We start from the raw sequence: 17352 nt of genomic DNA, 5'->3' as shown, positions 1-17352 counted from the left end.
ATGTTACGCGGCGCACGACCAAGGGGAGGGATCCATGCGCGGAACGACAGGAATGACCGGACGGATCGGTCAGAACCCGGCAACAGGCCGCATCTGGCGGCGCGTCATGTCAGGCGTCCCTGCACGGATGCTGATGGTGCTGGCGATCGGGATGGGTCTGGGCGGCATCCTTTCCCCCGCGCACGCCGCGCCATCGACGCAGGCACCGCCCATTCTCGGGGAATGGGAAACCAAGGACCATGACGGGGTGTTCCGCATCATGCAGTGCGGAACGGAAATCTGCGGTGACCTTGTGGGGCTGAGCTATACCAAGGACGTCCCGAAGGACCATGCGGGCCATTCGGAATGCGGACTGCGGATGCTGACCGGCTTCACGCCCGATCCGGAGGAAACCGGCCACTGGAACGGCCATATCCTTGATCCCGACAGTGGGCGCGTCTATCACGCCAAGATCTGGATCGCGCCCAACGGGGCGCTGAAACTGCGGGGGTTCGTGGGCGTCCCGCTTTTCGGGGAAACGGAGACATGGACCCCCTTTACCGGCAGGATCGGGCCGGAATGCCGCCTGCCATGACGTGCGGGCATTTGGAACACCTATATCTGGGATAGCTGAAATTCGATGAAGTCCAATCTTACCCGGCGTGCCGTTATCGCGGGACTGGCGATGGCAGGGGTGCCAACCGTCACCCGCAGGGCGCTTGCGGAACTGCCGCAGCGTTCACGGACCATCTGCTACATTGGCGGCTACACGCAGCATGGGCCACCGGGCGGCGCAGGGAACGGGCAGGGGATTTCGGTCTTCGAGATGAACCCCGACAATGGCAGCCTGTCGGCGCTGATGACCTATGTCGATATCGCCAGCCCATCCTTCTTCGTCATTTCCGCAGATTCGCGCTTCCTTTACGCCCTGAGCGAGATTGACGATTTCAACGACAACCACGAAGGCTGCGTGACGTCATTCTCCGTCAACCGCAAGAGTGGCGAACTGACCAAGATCAACGTCATGCGTTCAGGCGGGGCCGTGCCCGCGCACCTGAGCATCCATCATTCGGGCAAATACGTGATGGTCGCCAACTACATGGGCGGCAGCGTCGGCATCCTTCCGATCAAGCCTGATGGCAGCCTTGGCGATCCCACCGACGTGGTCAAGAATACCGGGCCGCGCATGCCCGACCGCGCCAGTGACAACCCGCCGGGCAATTTCGCCATCAGCGACCATTCCGGGTCGCATGTGCACATGGTCGCCTCCGACCCCAGCGGGCGCTTCGTGCTGGCCTGCGACGCGGGCCTTGACCGGGTGTATGTCTGGACGCTGGACCTGCATACCGGGCGCCTAGTGCCCAATGCGAAGATGCCGTTCATCACCATGACCCCCGGTTCCGCCCCGCGTCATTTCGCCTTCAACGAGAAGGGGAACATGATCTACATCCTGGGCGAGCAGGATTCGAAAGTGGTTGCGGCCGCCTTCAACGCCCAGACGGGCGAGATCGTACCGCAGCAGACCGTCAGCACCGTGACCCCGCATTTCCGTGGCAGCACCCTGGCGGCGGGGATCCTGCTCTCGCCCAACGGGCGTTACCTGTATGTCTCCAACCGGCTGGGCGATTCACTGGCAAGCTTCCACGTCAATGACGATGGCACGCTCAACCTCGTCGATGAGATCTGGATGCATGCGGATTACGGGCGTTCGATGATGTTCGACCCCAGCGGGTCGTTCCTGTTCTGCGCCAACCAGCGCAGCGATTCCGTCACGTCGTTCCGCGTGAATGCCGCCACGGGCGAACTGCAGTTCACATGGAACTTCACCCCCGTCGGCAGTCCGACCACCTTTGCGTTCATGAACACGATCTGAACGCCCATGGGCCATGTGGCGGCCCCACGCAGGTGGGGCCGCCACATGGGTCCCGTGCTCAGTCGCGCACAAGCTGGGCGATGTAGTTGACCCCGAGGTCACGGCTTTCGCGCCAGCCGCCAAGGCCGGGGACCATCCCCGCGATATCCGCGATTCGCAGCCCTGCCTGCACGGCCTGCTGGCCCAGTTCCGCAGGGGTGATGAATTTGCGCCATTCATGCGTGCCGACCGGCAGCAGGCGCAGCACGTATTCCGCGCCGATCTTCGCCATCGCCAGTGAACGCAGCGTCCGGTTCATGGTGGAGACGATCAGCGCGCCACCCGGCCGCAGCATCGTCGCAAGCATGGCGAGGAAAGCGGCGGGATCGGTCACATGCTCGATCACTTCCAGCGCGGAAATCGCATCGAACCGCGCGCCTTCGGCACATAGTTCCTCCGCACTGCCACAGCGATAGGCCAGCGGCCCGCTGCCTTCGGGCAGGGGATGGTGGCGCAGGTGATGCCGTCCCGCCGTAATGGCCGCGCTGGAGGCATCAAGTCCCATGACATCGAAACCCGCGCGTGCGAAAGCCTCGCTCGCAAGGCCTGCGCCACAGCCGATATCCAGCAGCGTGCGCCGCGTCCCGTGCGCATCGACAGGGGCGGGAAGGTGGGCCAGCGACCATGATATCCGCAGGTCGTTCATCGCATGCAGCGGACGCATCGGCCCCGTGGGATCCCACCATCTTTCGGCCAGTTCGCTGAAACGGGCGATTTCGGAAGGGGAGACCGAACCCGGCCCCGGGGCCGGCGAATCGTGAAGCTGCATGGGTGCAACGCCTTTCATTTGGCTGTCTCGCGCTGGACGCAGAGGCGGGGGGGATGTATGTGACGCGCCTTGTACATAACCGCAATGCCCCGGACCACCCATCTGCGGAACTGGCCCGGACAGCACGAATCCTGACCCACAGCGGAGAGCATGTTCCAATGTCCACTACCGTACCGCGGATCGTTATGAAATTCGGTGGCACATCCGTGGCCAATCTGGAGCGGATTCGCGCTGTCGCGGAAAAGGTCCGCAAACAGGTCGATGCGGGATGCGAGGTCGCGGTCGTCGTCTCCGCGATGTCCGGCGTCACCAACCGGCTTGTCGGTTACTGCCAGGACCTCTCCGCCCTGCATGACCCGCGCGAATATGACACGGTCGTCGCCACGGGTGAGCAGGTGACCAGCGGGCTGCTCGCGATCGCGCTGCAGGCGCTGGGGGTGGATGCGCGTTCGTGGCTGGGATGGCAGATCCCGCTGCGCACCGATGACGCGCATGGCAAGGCGCGCATTGAATCGATCGACGGCACGGCCCTGATCGCCTCTATGCAGGCGGGGCAGGTGCCGGTCATCGCGGGGTTCCAGGGCGTGGACCACGACAATCGCATCACGACGCTGGGCCGGGGGGGGTCAGACACCTCCGCCGTGGCGCTGGCGGCGGCGCTGCATGCGGACCGGTGCGACATCTATACCGACGTGGACGGAATCTATACAACCGACCCCAGGATCGTTGCCAAAGCACGCAAGCTCGATAAAATCACCTATGAGGAGATGCTTGAACTCGCGTCCGTCGGGGCCAAGGTCCTGCAGACCCGCAGCGTCGAACTCGCGATGAAGGAGCGGGTGCGCGTGCAGGTTCTTTCCAGTTTTACGGATGGCCCCGCGCCATCAGAGGGGCATCTGCCCGGTTCAATAGTCGTGGATGAGGACGAAATCGTGGAAAAGGAACTGGTGGCCGGGATTGCCTATTCCCGTGACGAGGCAAAGATTTCCGTGCGCCGGGTTCCCGATCGCCCCGGAATCGCGGCCGCCGTGTTCGGCCCCCTGGCCGAAGCGAACGTGAATGTAGACATGATCGTGCAGAGCACGGGTGATGATGGCATGACCAACATCACGTTCACCGTGGGCAAGACGGATTTCGCCCAGGCCATCAAGGCGCTGGAGGAAGCGCGCGACGTCATCCATTACGGCGAACTTGCCACTGACGACGACGTGGTGAAGATCAGCGTGGTGGGCGTGGGCATGCGCTCGCACACCGGGGTCGCCAACACGATGTTCCGCACCCTGTCCGAACGCAACATCAACGTGCAGGTCATCTCCACCAGTGAAATCAAGGTCTCGGTCCTGATCGCCGCCGAATACACCGAACTCGCGGTCCGTGCCCTCCATGCCGCCTACGGCCTTGATGCAGCCTGAAATGAACCAGACCAGCCCTTCATCCCCCACCACCGCCACCGATCCCCGCCGGGTTGCCGCGCGCGCGCGCCTTGACCGGCTCTGGTCGGCGGGAACCCGCTTCCTCGGCAGCGAGGTCTCCATCCTTGGCGGGGCCATGTCGTGGATCAGCGAACGCCATCTCGTCTCCGCGATTTCCAACGCGGGCGGCTTTGGCGTGCTGGCCTGCGGCGCGATGGAGCCTGACCGCCTTGCGGAGGAGATCGCAGCAACCCAGGCCCGCACAAGCCGCCCGTTCGGCGTGAACCTGATCACCATGCATCCGCGCCTCGACGACCTTGTGCAGGTCTGCCTCGACGCAGGCGTCGGCCATGTCGTGCTGGCCGGGGGGATCCCGTCCGGTCCCGTGATCCGCGCCATCAAAGATGGCGGGGCCAAGGTCATCGCCTTTGCCCCCGCCTTCGTGCTGGCCAAGCGCCTCATGCGCATGGGCGTGGATGCGCTGGTCATCGAAGGGTCCGAGGCGGGCGGCCATGTCGGTCCCGTGTCGCTGACGGTGCTGGCGCAGGAAGTGCTGCCCTTCATCCGTGACATTCCCGTTTTCGTCGCTGGCGGCCTGGGACGGGGGGATGCGATCGTATCCTACCTGGAGCAGGGGGCAGCGGGTGCGCAGCTTGGCACGCGCTTTGCCGCCTCGACCGACAGCATCGCGCATGAACGTTTCAAGAAGGCGTTCATCCGCGCCAGCGCGCGTGACGCCGTCACCTCGGTGCAGCTTGACGAACGCTTCCCCGTCATTCCGGTGCGCGGCCTGTCCAACGAGGGCAGTCGCCGTTTCCTCACCCATCAGGCGGAAACGCTGCGACGCTTCCAGTCAGGCGAACTGACGAAGGAACAGGCACAACTGGATATCGAACATTTCTGGGCCGGGTCGCTGCGCCGCGCGGTGATCGAGGGGGATGTCGAAAACGGGTCCGTCATGGCGGGACAGTCGGTCGGCATGATCACCAGTGAACAGTCGGTGCGCGACATCATCGCCGAACTTGTTGACCAGGCGCTCGACGCCCTGATCCGGCAGGAAGACAGGATGCGCCGCGAATGAGCGAGGGCACACGCATGTTCCGCCAGAAAAACACGAACCCCGGTGACGCGGCCACATCTGCCCCGGCGGGTGACATCCCCCTTGGCGTCGGTCAGGAACTGCGCGCGCGCCGCGAACAACTGGGCTGGAGCCTGCCTGACGTCGCCTCATGGCTGCGCATACGCCTGCCATATCTGGAGGCGCTGGAGGAAGGCCGTGCACAGGCCCTGCCGGGCAGCGCCTATGCCATCGGTTTCCTGCGCACCTATGCCAAGGCGCTCGGCCTGGCGCCCGAACCCCTGATCCAGCGGTTCAAGATGGAGATGCGCGGGGCCTTCGACCGCAAGCCCGACCTGTCATTTCCGGTTCCGCTGCCTGAAAAGAGCCTGCCGCTGGGCGTGATCCTGCTGGGTGGCATTGTCATCCTGGTCGGGGCCTATGTGGGGTGGTACCGCATGACCGCGACACCGGAGCAGCCGGCCGTTTCCGCCCATACCGACCTGCCCGGCATCTCCACGCAGGGGACGGCGTCGCCACAGATCGCCTCCGTACTGCCTGCGCCGGGGGAACTGCCGCCCAACCCGCCGCAGCCCCTGCCGCAGCAGGAACAGAACAGCATCACGGCACTGGCCCCGTCCGGGCCGCCGGATGACAGTGCGACGGCCAGGCCGCCCGCAGGCCCGGTGGAAAAGATGGGCGAGGACAGGAATGCCCTGGCAGGCCCCCATCCCGATGCCGATCACCCCGATGCCGCAGCCCCCGCGACGCCCGCCGACCAGATCACGCTGATCGCCTCCGCCCCGACATGGGTGCAGGTGCGCCAGCAGGGGGGCGGGGTCATTTATGACCACACGCTCGGCAGTGGGGAAACGTGGCAGGTTCCTGCGGACAAACATGACCTTGTAATGACGGTCGGCAATGCCGGCGGCCTGACGCTGAACGCGAATGGCGTGACCTCGCCGCCGCTCGGGCGCAGCGGGGAAGTCAGACACAACATCGTCCTGAGCGCGCAGGCCATCAGCAGTGGCACCATCACCCAGGCGACGCCTGCGCCGCGCGCGCCCATGCCGCCACCGGCGCGGCCGGCCACCACGACATCGGCCCCGATGCCGCCCCTGCCGCCGCCGGGACCATCGGATGGGGGGGAATAATGTGCATCCCCACTCCCATAAACCGACAAAGCAGAGTAATATGGTCGGCAACGGCACGTTGTGAAGACAGCATGCGTATCCGTCACCGGATCTGAAAACAGGACTTCATCACGGCCCGTCATGCCCGCGCATGGCGGGCCGCCATGAACTCCCCGCCTCGCATGGAGGGCAGACAATGAGCAGCTATCGTCCCTATCAGCATATCGAACGTCGCAAGTCGCGGCAGATCCACGTGGGCAAGGTGCCGGTGGGCGGGGATGCGCCGATTTCGGTGCAGACCATGACCAACACCCTGACCACCGACGCAGAGGCCACGATCGCCCAGATCCGCCGCGCGGAACTGGCCGGGGTCGATATCGTGCGCGTTTCGTGCCCCGATGAGGAAAGCACGACCGCACTGGCCGAAATCGTGCGCGAAGTGAATGTCCCCATCGTCGCGGACATCCATTTCCATTACAAGCGCGCGATCGAGGCGGCCAAGGCCGGCGCCGCGTGCCTGCGCATCAACCCGGGCAACATCGGCAGCGCCGAGCGCGTGCGTGACGTGGTCAACGCGGCAAAGGACTACAACTGCTCCATCCGCATCGGCGTGAATGCCGGGTCGCTGGAGAAGCACCTGCTGGAAAAATACGGCGAACCCAATCCCGATGCGCTGGTCGAAAGCGCGCTGGAACATGCCAAGATCCTCGAAGATCATGATTTCCATGAATTCAAGATCAGCGTGAAGGCCTCCGACGTGTTCCTTGCCGTTGCAGCCTACCAGCAACTGGCGGACGTCTGCGACCATCCGCTGCATATCGGCATTACCGAGGCAGGCAGCAAGCGCGCGGGCACCGTCAAGTCCTCCATCGGCCTTGGCAATCTGCTGTGGGCGGGCGTGGGTGATACGATGCGCGTCTCCCTGTCGGCAGAGCCGGAGGAAGAAGTGCTGGTCGGCTGGGATATCCTCAAGTCGCTGGGCCTGCGCCATCGTGGCGTGAAGATCATCTCCTGCCCGTCCTGCGCACGCCAGGGCTTCAACGTGATCCAGACCGTCCAGACACTTGAAGACCGGCTGGCCCATATCAAGACGCCGCTGACGCTGTCGATCATCGGCTGCGTGGTCAATGGCCCGGGCGAAGCCCTGATGACCGACCTTGGCGTGACGGGTGGTGGCGCCGGACGGCACATGGTCTATTCCGCCGGGCGCCAGGACCACACGATGCCGGCAGGCGACATGGTCGATCATATCGTCGAACTGGTGGAAGCGAAGGCCAAGGCCATGCAGGCCGAGGAAGACGCCCGCAAGGCGGAAGAAGACAAGGCCCGCGCGTCGGAACTGACGCCCGCAGGCTGACACCAGTCGGGAAGGGGATGATACCGCGGGTTTTTCCTGCATGTCCCCTTCCGGCAGGCCTGCCCCTTCGCACAGGAGGAGGGGGCAGGCATGATGTCGTTCAAGCAGGATTTTCGCAGTGAGCAGTTTACAGCCCGTCCGCGGTACCCACGACCTGATCGGGGAAACGCAGCGCCGTTTCGCGCATGTCATCGAAACGGCCCGTCGCATTACCGGTCTTTACGGTTTTGACGAATGGGCCACACCGATCTTCGAGGATACGCGTGTCTTCAAGCGGACGCTGGGCGATACGTCGGATGTCGTTTCAAAGGAAATGTACACCTTCGAGGACCGTGGCGGTGAATCGCTGACGCTGCGCCCCGAGGGAACGGCCAGCGTGTGCCGGGCACTGGTGACCAACGGCCTGACGCAGTCCCTGCCGCAGAAAGTGTTCTATGCCGGGCCGATGTTCCGCTACGAACGCCCGCAGAAGGGACGTTACCGGCAGTTCCACCAGATCGGCGCGGAACTTCTGGGGCCTGCCGAACCGCTGGCGGATGCCGAAGTGATCGCAATGGGGCGCGACATCCTGCAGGCCCTGGGCATTGCGCGCGATACCGTCCTTGAACTCAACACGCTTGGCGACATCGAAAGCCGGACGGCCTGGCGCGCGGCGCTGGTCACCTATTTTTCGGAACGGCGCGACGAACTTTCCAGCGAAAGCCTGAACCGGCTGGAACGCAACCCGCTGCGCATCCTCGACAGCAAGTCGCCGCAGGACCGGGCCGTGGTGGAAGATGCACCGCTGATCTCGGGCTTCCTGACCCCGCAGGCGCAGGCGTTCTGGGATGACCTGCGCAAGACGCTGGATATCCTTGGCGTCGGTTTCCGCGAAAATCCCCGCATCGTGCGCGGACTGGATTACTACAGCCACACGGCGTTCGAATTCGTGACCGAACGGCTGGGCACGCAGGGCACGGTGCTGGCTGGCGGGCGGTATGACGGGCTGGTGTCCGAAATGGGCGGCCCGCAGACCCCGGCCATCGGCTGGGCCGGCGGGATCGAACGCCTTTCGATGCTGCTGGAGGAAGCACCGGCAGCCCCGCGTCCCGTCATGGTCGTACCGATGGGCGAGGGAGCGGCAGCGACCGGCCTGACCGTGCTGCAGGCGCTGCGTGGGGCGCATATCCGGGCGGAGACCTCCTATCGCGGGAACCTCAAGCGGCGCATGGAACGTGCGAACCGCCTGAACGCGACCCATGCCATCGTCATTGGCGAGGATGAAGTGGCGCGCGGCGTCGTGCAGGTCCGTGACCTCGACAGGGGGGAACAGACCGAGGTCGCGATGGATCAGGTCACCACCTTCCTGCATGGTCTGTCGCAGGACGCATAAGGGTGGCGCGGTTTGACGAACGACTTGACCGGATCGTAGCCCGCAGCGAGGAATTGCAGGCGCAACTGGCCGAAGGACTGTCTGGCGCGGCCTTCAGCCAGGCATCGCGCGAATTTGCCGAACTCGATCCCATCGTTGCCAAGGTCAATGCCCTGCGCGCCGCCGAAAAGGCGGTGGAGGAAACGCAGGGCCTGCTTGACGATCCGGAAATGCGCGGCCTTGCCGAAAGTGAACTTACGGAACTGCGCCAGCGCATCCCCGCGCTGGAACATGACATCCGCATCGCCATGCTGCCGCGTGACGAGGCGGATGAACGCAGCGCCATCCTTGAAATCCGTCCGGCAGCGGGCGGGGACGAGGCGGCGCTGTTCGCCGGGCAACTGTTCGGGGCGTACCAGCGATATGCGGACCAGCGGGGATGGCGGTTCGAGATCCTCGAATATGATGAATCCGAACTTGGCGGCCTGCGCGAAGGGATCGCCAACATTACCGGCCGGGGCGTGTTCGCGCGCCTGAAATATGAATCGGGCGTGCACCGCGTCCAGCGTGTTCCCGCCACCGAAAGCCAGGGCCGCATCCATACCTCCACCGTCACGGTCGCCGTCCTGCCGGAAGCGGAAGAAGTGGATGTGGAGATCAATGACAGCGACCTGCGCATTGATGTCTATCGCGCCTCCGGCGCGGGCGGACAGCACGTCAACAAGACGGAAAGCGCCGTGCGCATCACGCATATGCCCAGCGGCATTGTCGTGGCGATGCAGGAAGAAAAGAGCCAGCACAAGAACCGTGCAAAGGCGATGAAGATCCTGCGTGCGCGCCTGTATGAACGCAACCGCGCCGCCGCCCACGAAACCCGTGCGGCCGACCGCCGGTCACAGGTTGGCACGGGTGACCGGTCGGAACGCATCCGTACCTACAATTTCCCGCAGGGGCGCGTCACCGACCATCGCATCGGCCTGACGCTTTACAAGATCGACAAGGTCATGGGCGGTGAACTTGATGAGTTCGTCGATGCCCTGACGCAGGAGGAACAGGCAGCCCTGCTGGCGATGGACGAGGATTGAGAAGCCGGAGCCGAAAGGTTACGACGTCGGTGCGGCGCACAGCGAACTGCGGCCGGGGTGATGTTCCACCACATCGGGATCATCGGGGTCATCAAGATAGAATTCGGTAAAATTCTTCGCGCCCAGCGCCACCAGATGATGCCCATCGGGAGCATGGAGGACACCTTCGCCACTGACTTCATGCGTTTCGGCTTTGCCCGTGGGGAGGCGGATCGTGATCTCCCCGCACAGGGCATAGCTATGATTGAGCCGGCCGACGGGTGTTTCAATAGTGACGGTGCGTTCGGCATGGCGGGGGTCAAGCTGGAATGTCGCCACCAGCCGTTCGTCGATATACAGGCGCGAGACCTCGGAAATTTCGTCCGAGGCACAGCCATCCGTAACATCGAACGTGCTGGCAAAAGCCGTGGACGTCATGGCCACAAGACAGAACGCCGCCGGGACAAGGCCGCGACAGAGAAGGTGAGCAACGGATTTCATGGCGACAGGGTATGATGGAAACATGGTCCAATGAAAGAGGATGATCCGCCCGGCACCCATGATTTGCGCATGGTCGTGCAACAGGCGACCCGTCACCTGTCACAGGCCGGCATCGAAACGCCCCGCCGCGAAGCGCGTCTCCTGCTGGCGCATGTGCTGGGAACAGACCTTGGTGGCCTGCTGCTGCGTGACCGGATCGAAACCGCCCTGCTGGAGCAGTTCCATGCGCTGCTTGCACGACGGGCGATGCATGAGCCACTGTCGTACCTGACCGGCAGGGCAGGGTTCTGGTCCATGACGCTGGAGGTTTCCCCCGCCACGCTGATCCCGCGCGCCGATACCGAAACGCTGATCGAAGCGCTGCTGGACCTGCGTCCCGACCGGGGGGATGTCCGCACGATCCTTGACCTCGGGACGGGGACGGGCTGCCTGCTGCTGGCGGCCCTGAAGGAATATCCACAGGCATGGGGACTGGGGGTCGATCTGTCCCCCGACGCAGCACTTCTGGCGTCGCGCAATGCGCGGCATGTGGGCCTGTCGGGACGATGTGACATCATCTGCGGGGACTGGGCGCAGGCCATCGCGGGACGGTTCGACGTTGTATTCAGCAATCCGCCCTATATCCCGCATATGGACCTGCAGGGCCTGATGCCCGATGTCCGCGACCATGAACCGCACCGCGCCCTTGACGGGGGGGATGACGGCCTCGACTGCTACCGCATCGTGATGCGCGCGCTGGCGCACCTGTTACGCCCGCATGGCCTTGGCATCGTGGAACTGGGGATCGGGCAGGATCGCGACGTGGCCGCCCTTGGCCGCGAAGAAGGGATGGAGGTGGTCGATATCCGCCGTGACCTTGGCGGAATCGCGCGCGCGCTGGTTGTGCGGCAGGCAGGGGAGCCATGAAAAAATAATTTGGCGGCCAATGATTTGCAGGCTATATTGAGGGCGCATAACGGAACTGGAAACGCATGACGTTTCGCAGTTGCCCGGAAAGCGAACGATCCCGATTGTATATAATCCGGTGGCAGATCGCGATCTGTCCTGTTGTCCCCTGACGTGGACCGCGGGATCGAGGTTCGACAATGATGTCGGGCATTCATTATTTATAACAGGCAGGGGCATGAAGGCGTCCCTACGGTCAGGTGCCCTGCGGGTGACCGTTAACATGAAAGTGCTGCGCAGCTTATGAACATAAAACGCATGCGAGGCCGTCACCATCGTTCGGGCGGCAGCAATGGCGGTGGGTCACGCCATAATAACGGGCAGATACCCCTGAACCGCAATCATGTCTTTGACAGCAACGGTCCCGATCTTCGCGTGCGGGGGACCGCCCAGCAGCTTTTTGAGAAATATCTCCAGCTTGGCCGCGATGCCAGCGGGTCTGGCGACCGTGTAATGGCGGAAGCCTATTTCCAGCACGCGGAACATTATTTCCGCATCCTCAATGCCATGACGCAGGCCGCGCAGCAGAGCCAGCAGGAACGTCAGGAACGCCAGGCCTCCCGCCAGCAGCGTCAGCCGAACACACCGGCACAGCAGAACACGGCGGATTCCGATAGCGAAAGCGACGAGGAAGAAAACAACGAATCCGTCGCGGAAACCGTCAAGCCGGACCCCAAGCCCGCCGAAAAGAGCCGTTCCCGCTCACGCAGCAGCAACAGCGGCAACAACAATGGCGGCAATGCCGCACCTGCCGCGAACACGGAAGAGCTCGCGTCAACCAATTCGTAAATAATGAACCCTCCCCATGTGACGGCAACATGCGCACATGGGGAAATGCCCGGACGTATTACTGTGATGTCTCACGCCCGGACGTGTCGGGCGTCACCAGTTTCCAGACCTTGCGCCGACGTCCCGATGTCGGGTCGTCATCAACGCTGACCAGCCCCTGGTTCCTGAGCGCCTGAAGCGCCAGACGTGCGTGATATGTGCCCATTTCAGGGAACATATCGCCTATTTCCTTGACCGAGCGGGCTTTTCCATCAGACAGGATTTTCAGCACAATCTGTCGCTTGCTGTCATGGTTTGTCACACGCCAGGAACGATGTTGAAAAAACGTCATGGCGTATCCATACCAGATCCGGCAGGCATGACCTAGTGCAGATCGGGCAACGTATGCTGCCATGTCCACAGGTCCGGGCTCCGTCCTGCATTCCCCATGCGGGGACGGAATTGCCCCTCCGTCCCGCCGGCAGGCCCCCTTCGATCATGGATGCCTCAGCCGGCAGCGCCGTCGCGTATCACCTGCGCAATGGCCGAGGTCAGGCACGACAGTTCCTCGGGACGCACGGTAAAGGCGGGGGTCAGGTAGATGATGGTGCGGAACGGACGCACCCAGACACCCAGCGCGATCAGCGCCGCCTTCAGGCGGTTCATGTCCGCGATCGCGTCGAGTTCCACAACACCCACGGCCCCCATCACACGCACGTCACGGACGTTTGGCAGTCCCCGGCATGCCTCAAGCTCCTCGGTCATCTGCGCGCTGATCCGCGCGACCTGCTGCAGGCGGGGTTCTGTTGCGAACAGGTCCAGCGACGCATTGGCGCAGGCGCAGGCGAGGGGATTGGCCATGAATGTCGGCCCATGCATCAGCGCATGCAGCGGATTGTCCGACAGGAAGGCTTCGAACACATGCGATCGCGTCACCGTCGCGGCCAGCGCCATGGTCCCGGCCGTCAGCGCCTTTGACAGGGTCATGATATCGGGCACCACATCCGCCTGCTCGCACGCGAACATGGTCCCGGTGCGCCCGAATCCGGTAAAGATTTCATCGAAAATCAGCAGGACCCCATACCTGTCTGCCAATGTCCGCAACCGGCGCAGCACGTCCGGCCCGTGAAACAGCATCCCGCCCGCGCCCTGGATCAGGGGTTCGACCAGAATCGCCGCGATTTCATCCCCCGATTCGGACAGGAGCGTCTCAAGCGCCCTGAAACTGGCCTCATCGCGCGGCAGGTCCACGATGTAATGCTGGGGCAGGACGCCGCTGAACAGCGCATGCATCCCTTCTTCGGGATCGCACACCGCCATCGTGGCCAGCGTGTCACCATGATATCCGCCCCTGAACGCCAGCAGGCGGTTGCGTCCCGAAACGCCGCGGTTGATCCAGTACTGGATGGCGATCTTGATGGCGACCTCCACCGCGACAGACCCGGAATCGGTGAAGAACACCCGCTCCAGATCCCCCGGAAGAATCGCCGCCAGCCGCGTGGCAAGTGTAAGCGCGGGTTCATGCACAAGGCCGCCGAACATGACATGCGGCATGCGCCCCAACTGCGCGCTGACGGCCTCGCGGATATGGGGGTGGTTATATCCGTGGCAGGCCGTCCACCACGACGCGATGCCATCGACCAGCACCCGCCCGTCCGCCAGATGGATGTCACAGCCCGACGTGCGGACCGCAGGCAGGGGAGGCAGGACTGTCTGCATCTGTGTATAGGGCAGCCAGATGTGCGGCATGCCGTCATCCAGCCATTGGGGTCCACGCATGCGGGTTCTCCGTGATATTGGGACAGGCATGTTTGGCCGATGCGACAGCCATCGGCGGGAGAGGACGCTTCATGGCGCGTTTTGATGATTTTTTCCAGACGGCGCTTGATGCGCTGGAACATGAGGGGATACGCCGCAGACCGGCGACGATCACCCATCGCGACGCCGTGACGATCGTGCGTGACGGGCAGGTGCTGGTGGATTTCTCCTCCAACGACTATCTGGGCCTTGCGCACCATCCCGACCTCATTGACCGCGCCTGCGAATGGGGGCGGCGATGGGGCAGTGGCAGTGGCGCGTCACGCCTGGTTACCGGCACCACCCCGGCCCATCGCGCGGTCGAGGCGAAGCTGGCGGCATTCAAGCATACCGAGGCAGCGCTGCTGTTCGCATCGGGATGGCAGGCGAATGCCTCCGTCCTGCCGGCATTGTGCCGCATGGCCACGGCCCGGACCGGCAACGCGCCGCTGGTTTTTACCGACCGCCTGAACCATGCCAGCCTGCATCATGGCTGTCAGGCGGCGGGGATACGCCAGATCCGTTTCCGCCATAACGACCTTGCGCATCTGGCGTCGCTTCTGGAAAAGCACCGCGACAGGCCGGGCATGCGCTTCATCGTCACCGAAAGCGTCTTCAGCATGGACGGGGACTGTGTGGACATCCAGGCGCTGCATGCGCTGGGCAGGGAATATGACGCCTTCCTCTATCTGGACGAAGCCCACGCGACCGGCGTGCTGGGGCCACAGGGGCGGGGCCTGTCGGCCATGACGCAGGGCGTCGATCTGGTGATGGGCACGTTCAGCAAGGCGCTGGGCAGCTTCGGAGCCTATGTGGCGGGATCCCGTGCGATGTGCGAATGGCTGTCCAACTGCTGCTCCGGCTTTGTCTATACCACGGCGCTGCCGCCAGCGAACCTCGGGGCGATCGACGCCGCGCTGGATCTTGTCCCGTCGATGGATGCGCAGCGCCTGCGCCTGCATACGATGGCCCGGACCGTGCGGCAGGCGATCCGGGCGCTCGGCCTGTCCACCGGCGCCTCTGCGACCCAGATCATCCCGATCGAAATCGGGGAGACGCAGCGGACGATGGCGTTCGCCGCCATACTGGCGCGCGAGGGCGTGCTGGGCATTCCCATACGGCCGCCTTCGGTCCCGCCAAACGGCAGCCGCATTCGCCTTGCGCTGAGTGCTGCGCATGATGACGCCATGATTGACAGACTGCTCGCCGCCATCAGGCAGGCTGCGGGGGAGGTACGACATGTCCATGACTGACATGCCACTCCTCTTTGTGCATGGGTGGGGATTCGGGCCAGAAATATGGGCCCCGATCCGCAGGGCGGCGTCACAGCGGGAATGCCTGACGCTCGATTTCGGCTATTTTTCAGCCAGTCCCCACATGGCGTTGCCCGAGCGGCCCTTCATGGCGGTCGGACATTCGCTTGGCGCGTTGTGGCTGTTGTCCGAAATGCCGGAACAGTGCAGGGGGATGGTGCTGCTCAATGGCTTTGCACGCTTCGCCGCGTCAGAAGATTTCCCGCAGGGCGTCCCTGCGCGCCTCCTGACACGGATGATGCGCAGGCTTGAAAGCGCACCCGACGCCACGGTGCGCGACTTCCGCCATCAGGCGGGAACCGACATGCCTGCTCCCGGCGCGCCACAGCCGGAACGGCTGCATGAGGGATTGCAGATGCTGCTGAGGCTGGATGCACGACCACTCGCACGATCCACGGACTGCCCCATATACTGTGTCGCGGGGACCGGGGACGCCATTGCCCCGCCCGCGCTTACGCAGGCTTCTTTCCCGCCCGGAACCACCATTGACTGGCAGACAGGGGGGCACCTGCTGCCGCTGACCCATCCCGACGCCTGCCTGAACGTGATTGACCGCATGATGGAACGTATAACGCCGTGACCCCCTCGCATAAGCACCGTATCGCCCGCAGGTTTGACGCGGCCTCAGGCTATGATGCCGCAGCACGCGTCCAGCGTATTGCCGCAGGCCACCTGGCGCAGCGGATCGAACGGGCCTGTCCGCCTCCGGGACCGAAACGCATCCTTGAGGTCGGATGCGGAACCGGTTTCCTGACGGGGCATCTGCGCCTGCTGTATCCCACGGCGCGGATCGTGGCCACGGATATCGCGCCGGGGATGCTGGATCAGACACGGGCCAGATTCCGCGACGACCCGCACATTACCTATCACCTTATGGATGCGGAGCAGCCTGACCTGACGGGGCCGTTCGACCTGATCTGCTCCAGCATGGCCGCACAGTGGTTCGTCGCACGACGTGACACCATCGGACGGCTTGCCGCGCTGCTTTCCCCCGCGGGCGTGCTGGCGCTCTCCACATTATGCGAAGGCAGCTTTGCGCAATGGCGGGGCCATTACGCAGCGCTGGACCTGCCCTGCCCGATGGCGGCCTATCCCGACCTCGCGACGCTGGAGCAGGACTGGCCCCAGACGGGAAGGGGGACATGGACACGCGAAACCATCGTCGAGGTTCCGCAATCGGCACTTACCTTCGTGCGTGAACTGCGCGCCATCGGGGCGGATGTGCCCGTCCCCACACATGATGCACGCGCAGAGGGTCTGCGTCGTGTCCTGAAGCGGGCCGACAGCGACGCCACGTTCAGCGTGAATTACAATATCGCCTTCGGGATCTTCCGGCGCACCCCACATTCCGGCGTTTTCGTGACCGGAACCGATACCGGGGTGGGCAAGACACTGGTATCCGCCGTACTGGCGCGGGCCTGGGATGCCTCATACTGGAAACCCCTGCAAAGCGGCATCGCGGACGAACCCGCCGATACCAGCAGTGTCGCGACGCTGGCGGGACTTCCTCCCGCGCGCCTGCACCCGCCCGCCGGGGTCTATGCCGCATCACTTTCACCCGAGGATGCGGCGGCCTGCGAAGGGGAGGTCATCGATCCCGACCGGATCGTCATGCCGCATGATCCATCCGGCCGCCCCATGATCGTGGAAGGGGCCGGGGGCGTCATGGTCCCGATCAGTCCCGATTTCCTGATGCTCGACCTGATGGAACGCCTTGCCCTGCCGGTGGTGGTGGTGGCGCGCAGTACGCTGGGCACGATCAACCACACACTGCTCAGCCTCGCCATGCTGCGGCAGCGCAATATCCCGGTCATGGGCGTCATCCTGAACGGGCCGGAGAACGCCTGCGCCCGCAGCGCAATTGAACGGCATGGCAAGGTCCGGATCCTGGCGGAGTTTCCGATGCTGGAAGACGTCAATGCCCCGGCCATCGCCCAACTGGCCCACCGCGTTCCGCGATGGGAGACGCTGCGGCATCCCACCGCCTGATCCGG

Annotated in this window: 16 protein-coding genes and 1 pseudogene; 13 read left to right on the top strand and 4 right to left on the bottom strand. The window is 64.1% G+C overall.

The window, feature by feature from the left end; genetic code table 11:
* The first annotated feature begins 106 nt into the window (after positions 1 to 106).
* Together HNH97_RS10665 and HNH97_RS10660 are read left to right on the top strand one after the other, a co-directional pair.
* On the top strand, positions 107 to 574 hold the full coding sequence (locus HNH97_RS10665) for a DUF2147 domain-containing protein (protein WP_244949397.1): 468 nt from the start codon (positions 107 to 109) through the stop codon (positions 572 to 574).
* A 45-nt stretch (positions 575 to 619) separates the two neighbouring features.
* Positions 620 to 1852: a lactonase family protein gene (locus HNH97_RS10660; RefSeq protein ID WP_171790854.1), complete on the top strand. Its 1233-nt coding sequence runs from the start codon at positions 620 to 622 to the stop codon at positions 1850 to 1852.
* A gap of 58 nt (positions 1853 to 1910) precedes the next feature.
* Here HNH97_RS10660 and ubiG read toward each other — a convergent pair whose 3' ends face one another.
* A complete protein-coding gene (gene ubiG / locus HNH97_RS10655; RefSeq protein WP_110912623.1) occupies positions 1911 to 2660 on the bottom strand; it encodes a bifunctional 2-polyprenyl-6-hydroxyphenol methylase/3-demethylubiquinol 3-O-methyltransferase UbiG in 750 nt (249 codons plus the stop codon).
* Positions 2661 to 2818: 158 nt separating this feature from the next.
* Here ubiG and HNH97_RS10650 point away from each other — a divergent pair, with 158 nt between their 5' ends.
* The 6 genes from HNH97_RS10650 to prfA all read left to right on the top strand — a co-directional run bounded on the left by HNH97_RS10650 (position 2819) and on the right by prfA (position 10055).
* Complete coding sequence (locus HNH97_RS10650; RefSeq protein ID WP_171790853.1) at positions 2819 to 4072, top strand: aspartate kinase; 1254 nt, start codon at positions 2819 to 2821, stop codon at positions 4070 to 4072.
* A 1-nt stretch (position 4073) separates the two neighbouring features.
* On the top strand, positions 4074 to 5153 hold the full coding sequence (locus HNH97_RS10645; RefSeq protein ID WP_171790852.1) for an NAD(P)H-dependent flavin oxidoreductase: 1080 nt from the start codon (positions 4074 to 4076) through the stop codon (positions 5151 to 5153).
* Entirely contained in the window at positions 5150 to 6283 is a 1134-nt protein-coding gene (locus HNH97_RS10640) for a helix-turn-helix domain-containing protein (protein ID WP_171790851.1), read from the top strand. Before HNH97_RS10645 ends, HNH97_RS10640 begins: the two co-directional genes overlap by 4 nt.
* A gap of 175 nt (positions 6284 to 6458) precedes the next feature.
* Positions 6459 to 7619 (top strand): flavodoxin-dependent (E)-4-hydroxy-3-methylbut-2-enyl-diphosphate synthase, encoded by a 1161-nt coding sequence (ispG, locus tag HNH97_RS10635; protein WP_110093842.1) that lies wholly within the window; start codon positions 6459 to 6461, stop codon positions 7617 to 7619.
* 118 nt (positions 7620 to 7737) lie between these two features.
* Positions 7738 to 8991, top strand: coding sequence for a histidine--tRNA ligase (gene hisS / locus HNH97_RS10630; protein WP_171790850.1), 1254 nt, complete (start codon positions 7738 to 7740; stop codon positions 8989 to 8991).
* Positions 8992 to 8993: 2 nt separating this feature from the next.
* Positions 8994 to 10055 (top strand): peptide chain release factor 1, encoded by a 1062-nt coding sequence (gene prfA / locus HNH97_RS10625; RefSeq protein WP_171790849.1) that lies wholly within the window; start codon positions 8994 to 8996, stop codon positions 10053 to 10055.
* Positions 10056 to 10073: 18 nt separating this feature from the next.
* On the opposite strand, the gene HNH97_RS10620 is transcribed toward prfA, so the two are convergent.
* Positions 10074 to 10535 (bottom strand): hypothetical protein, encoded by a 462-nt coding sequence (locus HNH97_RS10620; RefSeq protein ID WP_110912618.1) that lies wholly within the window; start codon positions 10533 to 10535, stop codon positions 10074 to 10076.
* 30 nt (positions 10536 to 10565) lie between these two features.
* Between HNH97_RS10620 and prmC the strand changes: the two genes are divergently transcribed.
* Positions 10566 to 11441, top strand: a complete 876-nt coding sequence (prmC, locus tag HNH97_RS10615; protein WP_171790848.1) for a peptide chain release factor N(5)-glutamine methyltransferase — start codon at positions 10566 to 10568, stop codon at positions 11439 to 11441.
* Positions 11442 to 11723: 282 nt separating this feature from the next.
* Positions 11724 to 12053 (top strand): annotated as a pseudogene (locus tag HNH97_RS18385) (DUF4167 domain-containing protein); the annotation flags it as partial.
* A 274-nt stretch (positions 12054 to 12327) separates the two neighbouring features.
* Here the strand turns inward: HNH97_RS18385 and HNH97_RS10605 are convergent.
* Together HNH97_RS10605 and HNH97_RS10600 are read right to left on the bottom strand one after the other, a co-directional pair.
* Positions 12328 to 12600, bottom strand: a complete 273-nt coding sequence (locus HNH97_RS10605) for a hypothetical protein (RefSeq protein ID WP_110912615.1) — start codon at positions 12598 to 12600, stop codon at positions 12328 to 12330.
* 155 nt (positions 12601 to 12755) lie between these two features.
* A complete protein-coding gene (locus HNH97_RS10600) occupies positions 12756 to 14027 on the bottom strand; it encodes an adenosylmethionine--8-amino-7-oxononanoate transaminase (protein ID WP_171790847.1) in 1272 nt (423 codons plus the stop codon).
* Positions 14028 to 14098: 71 nt separating this feature from the next.
* Between HNH97_RS10600 and HNH97_RS10595 the strand changes: the two genes are divergently transcribed.
* The 3 genes from HNH97_RS10595 to bioD are packed head-to-tail and all read left to right on the top strand — an operon-like array spanning position 14099 to position 17347.
* Positions 14099 to 15298 carry an aminotransferase class I/II-fold pyridoxal phosphate-dependent enzyme gene (locus tag HNH97_RS10595; RefSeq protein WP_171790846.1) on the top strand — a complete coding sequence of 400 codons (1200 nt, stop codon included), beginning with the start codon at positions 14099 to 14101 and terminating at the stop codon, positions 15296 to 15298.
* Complete coding sequence (locus HNH97_RS10590) at positions 15291 to 15938, top strand: alpha/beta fold hydrolase (RefSeq protein WP_244949396.1); 648 nt, start codon at positions 15291 to 15293, stop codon at positions 15936 to 15938. The genes HNH97_RS10595 and HNH97_RS10590 overlap by 8 nt, the downstream gene beginning before the upstream one ends.
* On the top strand, positions 15935 to 17347 hold the full coding sequence (gene bioD, locus HNH97_RS10585) for a dethiobiotin synthase (RefSeq protein WP_171790844.1): 1413 nt from the start codon (positions 15935 to 15937) through the stop codon (positions 17345 to 17347). Before HNH97_RS10590 ends, bioD begins: the two co-directional genes overlap by 4 nt.
* Positions 17348 to 17352: the final 5 nt, after the last annotated feature.

The sequence above is a fragment of the Gluconacetobacter entanii genome, assembly GCF_013155425.1.
GTDB lineage: Bacteria > Pseudomonadota > Alphaproteobacteria > Acetobacterales > Acetobacteraceae > Novacetimonas > Novacetimonas entanii.
Note: the sequence above shows the minus strand (reverse complement) of the source record. Positions and strands in the feature narration are given on the sequence as shown.

Excerpts from the sequence above, each read along its gene's own strand:
- HNH97_RS10665 (WP_244949397.1), top strand. The coding sequence starts at position 107 with ATGTCAGGCGTCCCTGCACGGATGCTGATGGTGCTGGCGATCGGGATG.
- HNH97_RS10660 (WP_171790854.1), top strand. The coding sequence starts at position 620 with ATGAAGTCCAATCTTACCCGGCGTGCCGTTATCGCGGGACTGGCGATG.
- ubiG (WP_110912623.1), bottom strand. The coding sequence starts at position 2,660 with ATGCAGCTTCACGATTCGCCGGCCCCGGGGCCGGGTTCGGTCTCCCCT.
- HNH97_RS10650 (WP_171790853.1), top strand. The coding sequence starts at position 2,819 with ATGTCCACTACCGTACCGCGGATCGTTATGAAATTCGGTGGCACATCC.
- HNH97_RS10645 (WP_171790852.1), top strand. The coding sequence starts at position 4,074 with ATGAACCAGACCAGCCCTTCATCCCCCACCACCGCCACCGATCCCCGC.
- HNH97_RS10640 (WP_171790851.1), top strand. The coding sequence starts at position 5,150 with ATGAGCGAGGGCACACGCATGTTCCGCCAGAAAAACACGAACCCCGGT.
- ispG (WP_110093842.1), top strand. The coding sequence starts at position 6,459 with ATGAGCAGCTATCGTCCCTATCAGCATATCGAACGTCGCAAGTCGCGG.
- HNH97_RS10620 (WP_110912618.1), bottom strand. The coding sequence starts at position 10,535 with ATGAAATCCGTTGCTCACCTTCTCTGTCGCGGCCTTGTCCCGGCGGCG.
- prmC (WP_171790848.1), top strand. The coding sequence starts at position 10,566 with ATGAAAGAGGATGATCCGCCCGGCACCCATGATTTGCGCATGGTCGTG.
- HNH97_RS10605 (WP_110912615.1), bottom strand. The coding sequence starts at position 12,600 with ATGACGTTTTTTCAACATCGTTCCTGGCGTGTGACAAACCATGACAGC.
- HNH97_RS10600 (WP_171790847.1), bottom strand. The coding sequence starts at position 14,027 with ATGCGTGGACCCCAATGGCTGGATGACGGCATGCCGCACATCTGGCTG.
- HNH97_RS10595 (WP_171790846.1), top strand. The coding sequence starts at position 14,099 with ATGGCGCGTTTTGATGATTTTTTCCAGACGGCGCTTGATGCGCTGGAA.
- HNH97_RS10590 (WP_244949396.1), top strand. The coding sequence starts at position 15,291 with ATGACTGACATGCCACTCCTCTTTGTGCATGGGTGGGGATTCGGGCCA.